Below are 12,118 nucleotides of genomic sequence, written 5' to 3' on the forward strand. Positions count from 1 at the left end.
CGTTGGGACGATGCTGCCAGAAGGGGCGACGGTGGACAAGACTGAATCGACACGGGTGGACGCGGTGATGCTGGGCATCGGCGTGGTGCTGGCCGTGATCGGCGGCCTGTCGATCGTGGTCGTCCTCATCATGGCGCTGGCCGGGGCCACACCGTCGCGGACGCTGACCTGGATCGGAATGATCACGCTGCCGATCGCGTTCATCCTGTTGATGGTGGAGTTCCTCCGGCTGATCCGGGCCCGTCGGGCCTGAACCGGGGACCGTCCAGCGGCCCACAGCGGGGAGCGCCGTCGGAGTCTCCATATTTCGCAGGTCCCTCCATCAACTCATTCTCCTCCGCTCATCGGCGGATCACGCGTTCGCGCGGGTGGTCGCGCGCGGTGCGGAGCACACAGGGGCGGGCGCGCAGCGCCGGTACCCCACCACTACGAGGAAAGGAAGTCATGCCCACCGGTCGAGTCAAATTCTTCAACGCCGACAAGGGTTTTGGTTTCGTCACCACCGATGACGGCGAACGCGTGTTCCTACACGCCTCCGCGCTGCCGGCCGGCGCAGAAGTCCAGCCGGGCACCCGCCTGGACTTCGACGTCGTCGACGGGCGCAAGGGCAAACAGGTGCTCAAAGCGCGGGTCGTCGAACCCACCCGCCGGGTGCGGCGGGATCCCGAGAAGACCGCCGCGATGATCGATGATGTGATTAGATTGCTGGAGGACACTTCCGCCGGCCTTCACCTGGGACGCTTCCCCGAAGTGGGGCATTCCAAGAAGGTCGCAGAGGTCCTGCGGCACATCGCCGACGATTTGGAGGGTTGATGAGCGGGTTATTCGCCGAATGGCAGACCTCGCTGCGCGCCGGAGCCCCTGCCCCGGTCAAGACACCGCGGCGCCGTACAACGGCACCGGACAAGGTGCTGGCCGCGGCCGTCGACGTGGCGCGCGAGGCGATCGTCGAGGTCGCGGGCGCCGCCCACATCGGGGAACACCTGGGGTGCGTGGAGGAATCGCCGCGCCTGGTCACCCACACCTTCGCCTGCACCGACCCCGCATATCGGGGCTGGCACTGGATCGCGGTACTGGCCAGGGCCCCTCGTTCGAAGAAGGTCACGGTCTGCGAGACCGCACTGCTGCCCGGTGACGGCGCCCTGCTGGCGCCGGACTGGGTGCCCTGGCGCGAACGTGTGCGCCCAGGCGATATGGCGCCCAAGGACGTGTTGCCCAAGCTCGACACCGATCCGAACCTGCAGCCGGGCTATCAGCAGGTGCCGGTGCGGCAGGACGAGGACAATACGAGCGGGGACAACGTCGACCAGATCGCGAACTTCGAGTTCGGTCTGGGCCGCGAGCGGGTGCTGTCGAACGAGGGCATTTCGAACGCGGCGGCGCGCTGGGCCGGGGCGGAATCGGGTGCGGACGGCGAATTCGCCCGCAACTCCACGGCACACTGCGGCAGCTGCGGCTATCTGCTGCCGATGGCGGGGGCAGTGCGCACCCAGTTCGGTGTGTGCGCCAACGAATGGTCGCCCTTCGACGGCCGGGTGGTCGCCCTGGCCGCCGGCTGCGGAGCGCATTCGGAAACCGCGCCGAAGGAACGACCTGTCGAACACGCCGAACCGGTCGTCGACGACCGGGCCGAGGTGTTCGAGATGATCCCGGCCGGTTCGGACGGCGGTCATGCCCGACCCGAGGACACAACAGTCTGATACGACGCAGCGGTTCGGCGGCGTACGGGCGCTGCGGGGCCGGAAGGAGAGCGCTACACCTTGAGCTCGATGTTCCAGTCTCTCCACGAGCGCAACTACCGCAATTGGTTCTCCGGCGCCCTGGTGTCCAATACCGGCACCTGGATGCAACGCACGGCACAGGACTGGATCGTCCTGACCGAACTGACCGATAACGATGCGACGGCCCTGGGTGTGGGGATGGCCCTGCAGCTGGGGCCGCAGCTCATCATGTTCCCCTTCGCCGGGTCGATCGTCGACCGCTTCGACAAGCGCAAACTGCTTATCATCACCCAGGCGCTGATGGGGATCAACGGCTTCATCCTGTTCGGGCTGATGCTCTCCGGGGTCATCCAGCTGTGGCACGTCTACGTTCTGGCACTGGCCCTGGGGCTGGTTTCCACGGTCGATTCGCCGGCGCGCCAGTCCTTCGTCTCCGAACTGGTCGGCGAGAAGCTGGTGCCCAATGCGGTGTCGCTGAACTCGGCGTCGTTCAACGGGGCGCGCATGGTGGGACCCGGTATCGCCGGTGTGCTAACCGCGCTGATCGGCGCGGGTCCCATCTTCCTGATCGCCGGGCTGGGCTTCGCCGCGACCATCCTGGTGCTGGTTACCCTGGACACCTCGAAGCTGCATCCGGCGGCCCGCCGGCCCAAAGGACAGGGGCTCAAGTCGATCACCGGCGGATTCTCGTATCTGCGCACCCGGCCCGACATCGTGGTCGTCCTCAGTGTGTTGTTCGTCGTGTCGACCTTCGGATACAACTTCAACATCTTCACCTCCACGATGGCCAAGCTGGAGTTCCACCACGATGCCAGTGGGTTCGGACTGCTGAACTCGGTGATGGCGATCGGTTCGCTGGCCGGAGCCCTGACGGCTGCCAAACGGGAACGTCCCAGACTGCGCTTCATCTTCGCAGCGGCAGGCGGATTCGGCCTGGCCACCGTCAGTGCCGCGCTGATGCCCACCTATTCCGCATTCGCCGTGACGCTGATCTTCGTGGGCTTCGCCTCGATCACGATGTCGACCGCGGCGAACGCCTACGTCCAGACCACCACACCGGGCGCGGTGCGCGGCCGTGTAATGGCAATCTACATGGCGGTCGTGATGGGAGGGGCCCCGATCGGCGCGCCGTTCGCCGGCTTCATCGCCGACTGGCTGGGGCCACGGGCCGCGGTGCTGGTCGGGGGGATCTCGGGAGTCATCGGCATCCTGATCGGCGTGACCTGGATGGTCTTCGCGAAGAACATGCGCGTGCACAGAGCGCGGGTCCATCCGCGGCGGATCATCCACTTCACCTATGACGGGCATCAATGACGCCGGAGCTCATCACCACACTCATCGTCGCCGTGTGCATCCTGGTCGGCTGTCTGGGCATCATCGTGCCGGTCCTGCCCGGCAGCATCCTCATCCTGGTGTCGACCCTGGTGTGGGGATTCGTCCTGAACAGCCCCGGCAGCTGGGCCGCCACCGCGGTGGCCGGGGTGTGCGCGGTGGCCGGGATGACCTCGTCCTGGGTGCTCACCGGGCGCCGGCTCAAGGACCGGGGGATACCCGGTAGGTCACAGCTGGTGGCCGGCCTGCTGGGGATCGTGGGATTCTTCGTCGTCCCCGTCGTTGGGCTGCCCCTGGGCTTCGTCGCGGGCCTGCTGCTGATGGAGTATCTGCGGTTGCGCGACTGGGGCCCGGCCTGGCAGGCGACCCTTGTGGTGCTCAAAGCGCTGGGCATCGGCATCATCATCGAGTTCGGATGTGCCGTGGTGGCCGCAGGGGCGTTCGCGGTCGGGGCGCTGGTGTACTTCCTTTAGTACCCGTGTCGCCGGGTTCCAGGCGGGCGTCCGGGCCCGCCACCGGGCGCAGTCGGACGAGGCCGCCCCTCCCGTTGCGGGAAGGGCGGCCTCGTGTGTCGGGGGCCTACACTTCGCTCAGAGGCGCTCGAGCACGTAGTCGATGCAGGCCAGCAGTGCTTTGACGTCCGCCGGTTCGACTGAAACGAAGGTGGCGATGCGCAGCTGGTTGCGACCCAGCTTGCGGTAGGGCTCGACGTCGACGATCCCATTGGCTCGCAGAGCCGCTGCGAGGGCCTTGGCATCGACGGTGTCGTCGAAGTCGACGGTGGCGACGACCGCCGAACGGTCGGCCGGCTCGGTCACGAAGGCCTGGGCGTGGGCATTGGTCCGGGCCCAGTCGTAGATCATGCCGGAGGATTCCGCGGTGCGCGCAGTGGCCCAGTCCAGCCCGCCGTTGCCGTTGATCCATTCGAGCTGTTCGGCCAGCAGCAACAGGGTCGCCACGGCCGGGGTGTTGTAGGTCTGGTCCTTCGCGGAGTTGTCGATCGCGGTGACCAGGTCGAGGGAACCGGGGATGTAGCGGCCGGAGTCCTTGATCTCCCTGGCCCTCTCCAGGGCGCGCGGGCTCATGATGGCGACCCACAGGCCGCCGTCGGAGCCCATGTTCTTCTGCGGGGCGAAGTAGTAGACATCGGTCTGGGAGATGTCCACGGGCAGGCCGCCGGCCGCCGAGGTCGCATCGATCACGACGAGGGCGTCCTCGGCGATCCCAGCGGGGCGCACGATGTCCGTGGCCACACCGGTGGAGGTCTCGTTGTGGGGCCAGGCGTAGACGTCGGCACCGTCGACCGCAGTCGGCACGGCCGAGGTCCCGGGTGCGGCATCGACGATGACCGACTCATCGAGCCAGGGCGCGGTCCGGGTGGCCTTGGCGAACTTCGAGCCGAACTCACCGAACTGGGCGTGTACGGCCTTCCGGCGGACCAGGCCGAAGGTCGCGACATCCCAGAACACGGTGGACCCGCCGTTGCCCAGGACGACCTCGTAGCCGGCGGGCAGGGAGAAGAGTTCGGAGACGCCGGCACGGATGCGGGCGACCAGGTCCTTCACCGGCTTCTGCCGGTGGGAGGTGCCCAGCACGGTGCGTCCCGCGGCGCTCAGGGCGTCGACCTGGGATTGACGGATCCTGGCCGGTCCGGAGCCGAAGCGTCCATCGGCCGGCAGGAGGTCGGAGGGGATGGTGATGGTGTCTGCTGTATCAGTGCTCACCCAGACCATTCTACGGCGTGTGAACCGGGGCCGGGTAGGCTGGACATATGGCGGACATTCCCAAGGCGATCCTGGATCTGGCGGCACAGCGTGTCGAATACCATCGTGGCATCACGGACGATCTGGCGGCCGATCCGGCCGCCCAGTTCACCGATTGGTACACCGCCGCGCAGGCGGAACTGGCCGAACCCAATGCGATGCTCGTGGCCACAGCGGATGCGGCGGGCCCGGATGCCAGGATCGTGCTGCTCAAGAGCTTCGATGCCGCCGGCTTCGTGTTCTTCACCAACTACGACTCGGCCAAGGGCCGCCAGATCGCCGGGAATCCCCACGTGGCGCTGGTCTTCCCCTGGCACGAGATGCAGCGCTCTGTGCGGGTGCGCGGAATTGCGGAGAAGATCACCGCGGAGGAATCCGACGCCTACTTCGCCAAGCGCACCCGGGGGTCGCAGCTGGGTGCCTGGGCGTCACGGCAGTCGTGCCCGGTGGCGGACAGGGACGGCCTGGAGGAGCAGTACGAACGGGTTGCCGAGCGCTTCGCGGGGGTGGACGTGCCGCGGCCCGAACACTGGGGCGGTTACCGGGTGCGGCCGGTGGACATCGAGTTCTGGGCGGGACGGGATAACCGGTTCCACGATCGTTTCGTCTACACCACGATCGACGGGGAATTACATCCCTTGGACAGCGGTGCGGACTGGAGTGTCGTGCGTTTGAATCCGTGATTTTATGTAGGCTGACCTAAACGATAGCCGGGGACGGGAATGAATCGGGGAATCCGGTTGCTCTTCCCAGTAGGATTAGGGCAGGGTGGATAGCCGGAGTGGCTATCGAGTCTGCAGACACGACAAAGTAGGGGACTGTGAACGATCTCGTCGACACGACTGAAATGTATTTGAAGGCCATCGTCGAACTGGAGGAACAGGGCATTACGCCGCTGCGCGCCAGGATCGCCGAACGCCTGGACCATTCGGGGCCGACCGTGTCCCAGACCGTGGCGCGTATGGAGCGCGACGGGCTGCTCATCGTCGACCCCGACCGCAGGCTGGAACTGACCGAAGAGGGCCGTGAGCACGCCATGTCGGTGATGCGCAAGCACCGCTTGGCCGAGCGCCTGTTGGCCGATGTCATCGACCTCGACTGGGTGCTCATCCACGATGAGGCCTGCCGGTGGGAGCACGTGATGAGTGATCAGGTGGAGGAGAAGCTGGTCAAGCTGCTGCCCAACCTGCAGACCGGGCCCTATGGGAACCCGATCCCCGGCCTGGACAAGCTGGGTGTCGAAGCCGCGGCACCCGAACCGGTGATCTCCCTGGCGGCGGCCTGTGGCCGCACCGGTGCTGATGTGGAGATCGCCTGGTTCGCCGAACCCCTGCAGGTCGACCACTATCTGTTGGAGAAGTTCAGGCAGACCGGCGTCATGCCCGGAGCCAAGGTCTCTTCTCGGCCGGAGGGCGAATACATCACGCTGAGCGCGCCGGATGTGGAGGATGTGCTGGATCTGCCGGTGGAGACGGCGACGCACGTGTTCGTCCGCCCCGTCACCGCCTGAACGGCGCTCTGCACGTTCCACGACGCACTGGACCCCCGGCGGATCATCCGCCGGGGGTCCAGTGCGTCGTGGAACTCGGAGGGCCGAATCTGAGTCCCAGCTGGGAATCGTAACCAAAACGTGACTTACCGTGATCATTTCGTTAGGGTTGATCTCGGTCGCCCGGACCGGGCGCCCCGCATACTTTGGAGGACATTCCCTTGGCGAACAAGACGCACGGTCGCCGCCGCGCAAACACGCGAGCGAAGACCCCGCTGACCGAACTTGCCGACGCTCTCAGCGCCAACACCGGAGTGGTGGGACGCAGGGCCGCTGTTGTCGCGGCCGCAGGCGGTCTGGCAGTGGCTGCCGGCCTACCCACCGCGATGTCGGGAACGGCCAAGGCCGACGATGCCGGAGCCTCCACCGCCGCGCAGAAGGTTTCGGCGGACGCCACCGACTTCCAGAGCCAGGATGCGCTGAAGGTCGCCCCGGCGGCGAAGGCCGCGTCCAAGGCCGATAAGAAGGACTCCGATAAGAAGGACGCGGTGCAGGCCGGAGCCGTGACGCTCAACGTCACCGCCAAGAAGGCACCCAAGCCCGCACCCGTGGTCACCCCGTCGGCCACCGACAATGGTTCTTCGTCCTCCGGTTCTTCGTCTTCTTCGTCCTCGGGCAACGGTGACTCGGGCAAGAAGTCCTCTTCGGGCTCGAAGCACGTCTCCGTGCCCTCCAACGGCTCGCGCGGTGAGAAGGCCGTGGCGATCGCCAAGGGCTATGTCGGCGCGCCCTACTCCTGGGGCGGCTCCTCGCCCAGCGGCTGGGACTGCTCGGGCTTCGTGTCGTATGTCTACAACAAGGTGGGCGTGAGCCTGCCGCGCACCTCCGGGGCGATCAAGTCCGCCGGTACCGTGATCCCCAAGTCGCAGGCCCAGCCGGGCGACATCATGTGGCATCCGGGCCACGTCGGCATCTACGCCGGCGGCGGCAAGATGGTCGACGCCCGCAACAGCCGGGTGGGCACCGTTTACACCTCCACCGCCTGGATGAGCGACGCGGTCTACGTGCGCGTGGGCTGATAGCCGCTGTCGGCGGACCGGCGGCGACCGGTCCGCCGACAGCGCGTACAGGCGCTTTCGGGGCCACGCGAGCACTGCTCGTGTGGCCCCGAATGTATGTTGATCTGTGATCCTCGTGACCGAAACGTGACAATTCGGTTCGGATTCGTTACGGTAGAGCCTGTCAGTTTTTGTAACGAAACGATTGCGATCGATCCACGGAAACGCGGCGCCGGATCACCGGGCCGGTTGTGATGATCGCGGAGGAACCCCCCTTGACTCAGAAGCAGCACGGTCGCCGTCGCGCGGATACCCGCGTGAAGACCCCCCTGACAGAACTCACCGCAGCCCTCAACGCCAACTCGGGCGTGGTTGGACGCCGCGCGGCCGTTGTGGCCGCCGCCGGTGGTCTGGTCGTCGCTGCCGGCCTGCCCAGCGCAGTCGCCAGCACGGACAAGGACAATGCGGACAAGGCGACCAGCTCGCAGCAGACCGAGTCGTTCGAAGCACAGAAGTCGATCAGCGTCGAGCCTGCGGCGAAATCGGCGAAGGATTCCTCCACCGCGGGGGTCGTCAACCTCAGCGTGAAGGCCACCAAGGCGCCGAAGAAGGCTGTTGCAGCCGGAGGCACCGCCACCGGGAAATCCGCGGGGAAGTCGGCCGGGAAGTCCGTTTCGATCCCCGATGGTTCGAAGGCCCAGAAGGTCATCGGCATCGCCAAGCAGTATGTGGGCGTGCCCTACGTCTCCGGCGGCACCAGCCCCTCGGGTTGGGACTGCTCCGGTTACACTCAGTTCGTCTTCGCCAAGGTGGGCGTGAGCCTGCCGCGCACCTCCGGAGAACAGCACGGGGCCGGCCATATCGTCAGCCGTTCCGAGGCCAAGCCCGGTGACATCATCTGGAGCCCTGGCCACGTGGGCATCTACGCCGGTGGCGGCATGATGTACGACGCGGGCAATCCCCGGGTCGACACCAGCTACCGGTCGATCAACTGGATGGTCTCGGCGGGTGCACAGTTCGTTCGCGTTCTCTGAGCCACCGCGCTCCAACTGACACTGGGCACTGGTGACGACGGGCTTCCTCCTCTTGGTCGTTCACTGAGTGTTCGCTTAATCTTGAATGATGTCCCCTGTGGTTTTCACCACAGGGGACATCATTGTCTGTAGGCTGGAAATGAGTGTGCCGCACAGCCGGTGCGGCACTGGACAGCGACCGCGCTGGGGACCGTCCGCATCCGGCGGACCGGTTCTGCGTGGGGAAGCGGGTGTCATGGCCATGAGGACCAGCGGGATAGACCACATATTCGGTGGCGGTGGGCGAATAGCCCCTGCCACTCACGGCGCGTCTGCGCGCCGGACGAAGGGCGCCGTGCGTGTGCACGGCGCCCTTCGTCGTCCACGGGCACTGGATCGGCAGGAGGCCTCTGCGGTGGGAGTGGGCGCATGAGCCGGGCGCACAGCAGCCTGCGCACACTGGTGCTCAACGCCGGTTACGAGCCCATGTCGGTCGTGCCCTACCGCCGGGCGATCGTGCTGGTGCTGGGGCAGAAGGCCAGTGTGCTGGCCGTAGAGCCCGGGCGCACCATTCACAGCGAGCGGTTGACGGTCGAACAGCCCGCCGTCATCCTGCTGCGCAGGTATGTCCGGCAGCCCACCGGTTCGACCACCGTGGTCTCCCGCCGCGGGGTGCTGCGCCGGGACCGTCACCGGTGCGGCTATTGCGGTCATGCGGCGAATACGGTGGATCACGTCCTGCCGCGCTCCAGAGGCGGGCAGAACAGCTGGCTGAACCTGGTGGCCTGCTGCCGCGCGTGCAATAACCGCAAGGGCGATGCGCTGCCCGAGGAGATCGGCTGGCGGTTGCTGTTCTCCCCGTTCGTTCCGGGAGGGCAGGCCTGGTGGTTACCGGATCTCGACGATCCCGCCCCGGCCTGGCGTCCATTCCTTGAACTTTCGTCAGCCGCATGACGGAACGCGGACTCAACCACTCCTGTAGGCGTTAGGCTGGTCATGTCAGCCCGCAAAGCATTGATGCCAGTGGAGACTGGCCCTAAGTGAGGAGAATCGAATGAGCGATCAGAAGACCCCGGAGGTCGCAGACGCCCAGGCCGTTGTCGTCGGCATCGACGGTTCGGATTCCAGCAACAACGCCCTGTCGTGGGCGATCGAGTACGCGCAGGCGACGGATCGCTCGATTCGCCTCGTCGGCGCCTATACGGTGCCCAGCGTTGCAGCGGCGTCCATCGATGTGTCCTATGTGCCGATCGACGATTCCGCCGTGCGCGCCGCGGTGACCGATACGCTCAAGGAAGCAGCCGGCCGGGTCAAGCAGGCCGGTGTCCAGGTCGAGGCCGTCATCGAGATCGGCGATGCCGCGGGCGTGTTGGTCGAGGAATCGAAGCAGGCCACTCTGGCAGTCGTCGGCACCCGTGGCCGCGGCGGATTCGCCGGCCGTCTGCTCGGTTCGGTGCCCAGTGCGCTGCCGGCCCACGCCAAGTGCCCCACTGTCGTGATTCCCACGGCCTTCAGCACGGATTCCAAGCGGGAGGCCCAGCCCACCGCATCGCGGCCGATCCGCAATGCCGCCGGTGATGACTTCAGCGTCCGCGCCGCCGGTGATATCGACCTGCCCGTCGAAGACGCAGCGGGCCTGGACTTCGGTGGTTCCGTGGTCGTGGGCATCGACGCGCTCGGCAAGGAGTCCCCGGCTCTCTGGGCTGCTGCGGAGTACGCGGTGACCCGTGGCCTGCCCCTGCACATCCTGGGCGTTATCACGACCACCGTGGTCGGCCCCGAATGGCTGCCCAGCACCACCGATCTCAGTGAGTTCGTCGGCAAGGGATCCGACAAGCTGAAGCTGGCCCAGGCCGCGGTCAACGAGAAGTACGCCGACCTCAAGGTCGATTGGACCCTGTTCGACGGGCAGCCCTCGGAGGTCCTGGTACGCGCATCGGACACCGCCGATCTGCTCGTCCTCGGCTCGCGTGGCCGCGGCGGGTTCGCCGGTCTGCTGTTGGGATCGACCTCGCAGTCCGTGTTGCCCTATGCCAAGTGCCCGACCATGGTCGTGCGCGTGGCGGGCGAGAAGCTGTTCAAGTGAGGTAGGACGGCACGCACGGTGTGAGTCAAAGCACCCATCCCTGCGAACTTCGTCAAGCGTGAAGGTATTAGGGTGTTGAGTGGCCCGGGGTTCGGAATGATCCGGCCCCGGGCCATTGGTTTGTTGCGTGGTGGACAAGGAAGCGGGATCAGCAGTGGGAATTCCTAGTGGATCGGGGCCGAGGCGCGGCCTGGGCCGAAATACGAAGGTGGGCGCTGCCCTGACCGCGGTGGCGGGACTGTTGCTGGCCGGCTGCACCTCGGGCGGCGGCGGTGGCATCGGGGGCGACTCGGTGCACTACGGCGGCCTGCCCCAGGGGGTGGAGAAGAGCCTGCAGAGCTACGCGATCGTCGACGACGGCGAGTCGACGAAGGTCCCCGTGGACGCCCACTTCTTCGGTCTGCGCGGAACCTCCAGTCTCAATGAGGAAATGGAGAAGGCGATCCTCGCCGACCTGAAGTCCGGTGGGGCCTTCGGGACCCACAAGGGTTTCGACCCGGTGACCACGAAGCCGGGCGAACGCTGGGACGAAGCCGACTTCACCTCGGGCGGGGCCGCCGGGGCCACCGCGATCCCCACGGCATCCGCCCTTGCCTCGGACCAGGCCAAGGGCGTGACGGTGAGCAACCGGGTGATCGCAGCCGGTGGGGACTACATTCTGTCCACCGTGGACGCCACGGTCAAGGGCCAGACCGGCCACACGTCGTTCGTCACGAACGTCAAGGACGATAAGACCCAGCCGGCCTCGGCGCTGTTCTCCGATGCGTCCAAACTGGGCGAGGGCGCGGCGCTGGGAGTCGACGACAAGGCCCTGCCGACCATCGACGGCCAGGCCGTGGACAAGGGCGATCTGTCCGAACTGGGCCAGCAGGTGCGTGAGGCCCTGGGCAGTGGTTCGTTCACCCCGGCCAAGGACTCCAAGACCTGGCTGCCGGACTACACCTGTGGTCTGCTGCCCTGTGTGGGCGTGACCTATGACGACGGCCCTGGGAATGCTGAACTGACCGATGAGATCATGGAGGCGCTCGAGGACAACGATGTGCGCGCGACCTTCTTCATGATCGGGCAGAACGTGGCCAACTTCCCCAAGGAGGCCAAGAAGCTCTACGACCAGGGCAATGAGATCGAGAACCACTCGTGGAGCCATCCGCAGCTGTCGGCCATGTCGGCGGCGGGGGTGAAGGAACAGATCGACAAGACGAACAAGGCGATCGTCAAGGCCGGTATCCCCAAGCCCACTCAGATGCGCCCGCCCTACGGTGCGAAGAACCGGATGGTCGAAAAGGCCTCGGGGATGCGCCTGATGATCTGGGACGTCGACACCCTCGACTGGAAGACCAAGTCGAAGCAGAAGACCATCGACTCCGCGGTGAACACCAGCAAGCCCGGCTCGATGTTCCTCATGCACTCGATTCACAAATGGACCGTCGACGGGGCCGATGCGACTTTCAAGGGGCTGAAGAAGCGCGGCCTGTATCCGGTTCCCTCCGGCTACCTGTTCAAGGGCCTGCCGTTCAAGAAGGACGCCAGCTACTTCTGCCGGGCCTACCGGGTCGACTTCAGCTGCTCGAATCCCGAACACCCGCAGGTGATCACCAACCGCTGAGTGGCGGACTTTCGCGACCGGGGCCGGGGTCCCGCCACTGTGGCGGGACC

The 12,118-nt window shown here is 66.3% G+C and carries 13 protein-coding genes; 12 read left to right on the plus strand and 1 reads right to left on the minus strand.

The genetic code is table 11. The features are described from left to right. Positions 1–31: 31 nt before the first annotated feature. From NQ036_RS15865 to NQ036_RS12695, 5 genes are all read left to right on the plus strand, one after another. Positions 32–253: a hypothetical protein gene (locus NQ036_RS15865; RefSeq protein ID WP_257047609.1), complete on the plus strand. Its 222-nt coding sequence runs from the start codon at positions 32–34 to the stop codon at positions 251–253. Positions 254–444: 191 nt separating this feature from the next. Then, positions 445–813: a cold-shock protein gene (locus tag NQ036_RS12680; protein WP_257047610.1), complete on the plus strand. Its 369-nt coding sequence runs from the start codon at positions 445–447 to the stop codon at positions 811–813. Then, positions 813–1,700, plus strand: coding sequence for a DUF3027 domain-containing protein (locus NQ036_RS12685; protein WP_257059480.1), 888 nt, complete (start codon positions 813–815; stop codon positions 1,698–1,700). Before NQ036_RS12680 ends, NQ036_RS12685 begins: the two co-directional genes overlap by 1 nt. Positions 1,701–1,769: 69 nt before the next feature. Continuing rightward, entirely contained in the window at positions 1,770–3,035 is a 1,266-nt protein-coding gene (locus NQ036_RS12690; RefSeq protein WP_257047774.1) for an MFS transporter, read from the plus strand. Beyond that, a complete protein-coding gene (locus tag NQ036_RS12695; RefSeq protein ID WP_257047612.1) occupies positions 3,032–3,526 on the plus strand; it encodes a DUF456 domain-containing protein in 495 nt (164 codons plus the stop codon). Before NQ036_RS12690 ends, NQ036_RS12695 begins: the two co-directional genes overlap by 4 nt. A gap of 117 nt (positions 3,527–3,643) precedes the next feature. Here the strand turns inward: NQ036_RS12695 and serC are convergent, their stop codons facing one another. Beyond that, the gene (gene serC, locus NQ036_RS12700) at positions 3,644–4,786 is read right to left on the minus strand and encodes a phosphoserine transaminase (RefSeq protein WP_373566595.1); all 1,143 of its coding nucleotides are present in this window, start codon (positions 4,784–4,786) and stop codon (positions 3,644–3,646) included. 38 nt (positions 4,787–4,824) lie between these two features. Here serC and pdxH point away from each other — a divergent pair, with 38 nt between their 5' ends. The 7 genes from pdxH to NQ036_RS12735 all read left to right on the plus strand — a co-directional run bounded on the left by pdxH (position 4,825) and on the right by NQ036_RS12735 (position 12,068). Further along, on the plus strand, positions 4,825–5,499 hold the full coding sequence (pdxH, locus tag NQ036_RS12705; protein WP_257047616.1) for a pyridoxamine 5'-phosphate oxidase: 675 nt from the start codon (positions 4,825–4,827) through the stop codon (positions 5,497–5,499). A gap of 137 nt (positions 5,500–5,636) precedes the next feature. Then, entirely contained in the window at positions 5,637–6,326 is a 690-nt protein-coding gene (locus NQ036_RS12710) for a metal-dependent transcriptional regulator (RefSeq protein WP_257059486.1), read from the plus strand. 200 nt (positions 6,327–6,526) lie between these two features. After that, the gene (locus NQ036_RS12715) at positions 6,527–7,384 is read left to right on the plus strand and encodes a C40 family peptidase (protein ID WP_257059488.1); all 858 of its coding nucleotides are present in this window, start codon (positions 6,527–6,529) and stop codon (positions 7,382–7,384) included. Positions 7,385–7,638: 254 nt separating this feature from the next. Next, a complete protein-coding gene (locus NQ036_RS12720; protein ID WP_257059490.1) occupies positions 7,639–8,397 on the plus strand; it encodes a C40 family peptidase in 759 nt (252 codons plus the stop codon). Between the two features lie 429 nt (positions 8,398–8,826). Further along, on the plus strand, positions 8,827–9,330 hold the full coding sequence (locus NQ036_RS12725) for an HNH endonuclease (protein WP_257059496.1): 504 nt from the start codon (positions 8,827–8,829) through the stop codon (positions 9,328–9,330). 100 nt (positions 9,331–9,430) lie between these two features. After that, complete coding sequence (locus NQ036_RS12730; RefSeq protein ID WP_257047620.1) at positions 9,431–10,462, plus strand: universal stress protein; 1,032 nt, start codon at positions 9,431–9,433, stop codon at positions 10,460–10,462. A 208-nt stretch (positions 10,463–10,670) separates the two neighbouring features. Beyond that, positions 10,671–12,068 (plus strand): polysaccharide deacetylase family protein, encoded by a 1,398-nt coding sequence (locus NQ036_RS12735; RefSeq protein ID WP_257059492.1) that lies wholly within the window; start codon positions 10,671–10,673, stop codon positions 12,066–12,068. The last annotated feature ends 50 nt before the right edge of the window (positions 12,069–12,118 follow it).

This window comes from Brevibacterium sp. 91QC2O2 (assembly GCF_024580695.1).
Classification (GTDB): Bacteria; Actinomycetota; Actinomycetes; order Actinomycetales; family Brevibacteriaceae; genus Brevibacterium; species Brevibacterium moorei.

What these genes read in the sequence shown, in the direction of transcription:
- NQ036_RS12680 (WP_257047610.1), top strand. Translation starts at nt 445, where the DNA reads ATGCCCACCGGTCGAGTCAAATTCTTCAACGCCGACAAGGGTTTTGGT.
- NQ036_RS12685 (WP_257059480.1), top strand. Translation starts at nt 813, where the DNA reads ATGAGCGGGTTATTCGCCGAATGGCAGACCTCGCTGCGCGCCGGAGCC.
- NQ036_RS12690 (WP_257047774.1), top strand. Translation starts at nt 1,770, where the DNA reads ATGTTCCAGTCTCTCCACGAGCGCAACTACCGCAATTGGTTCTCCGGC.
- NQ036_RS12695 (WP_257047612.1), top strand. Translation starts at nt 3,032, where the DNA reads ATGACGCCGGAGCTCATCACCACACTCATCGTCGCCGTGTGCATCCTG.
- serC (WP_373566595.1), bottom strand. Translation starts at nt 4,786, where the DNA reads ATGGTCTGGGTGAGCACTGATACAGCAGACACCATCACCATCCCCTCC.
- pdxH (WP_257047616.1), top strand. Translation starts at nt 4,825, where the DNA reads ATGGCGGACATTCCCAAGGCGATCCTGGATCTGGCGGCACAGCGTGTC.
- NQ036_RS12730 (WP_257047620.1), top strand. Translation starts at nt 9,431, where the DNA reads ATGAGCGATCAGAAGACCCCGGAGGTCGCAGACGCCCAGGCCGTTGTC.